The organism is Streptomyces sp. P9(2023), assembly GCF_032436795.1.
Classification (GTDB): Bacteria; Actinomycetota; Actinomycetes; order Streptomycetales; family Streptomycetaceae; genus Streptomyces.
Genome location: NZ_JAUPWM010000690.1, coordinates 1 through 252, shown reverse-complemented (window position 1 = coordinate 252; position 252 = coordinate 1). Strand labels below are relative to the sequence as shown.

General features: G+C 63.5%; 1 protein-coding gene. It reads right to left on the bottom strand.

The features are described 5' to 3' along the window. The coding region (locus Q5762_RS39125; RefSeq protein ID WP_315897080.1) for a malonyl-CoA decarboxylase domain-containing protein at positions 1–252 on the bottom strand (252 nt) is incomplete at both ends.

Genomic DNA, 252 nt, shown 5'->3' with positions numbered 1-252 from the left:
TACCACGCTCTGCTGTTGGCTGAAGGCTTCGTGGTTCTGCTCGATGCGATTGAGCTGGTAGAGGTAATTGACCATCACCCCATGGGCCTGCTGCCACCCTTTGGGGGACGTGTCGGCGGGCCAGTTGAGGCGGTGCAGGCTGGCGCCAGTCCCCAGGTGGAAGCGGGCCACCGGGTTGAGCGGCTGGCCGCTCTTGTGTTTGACCTCGGTGAGGTAGTAAGCCACCAGGCGCAGCAGCGCTTTCTGGTTCGC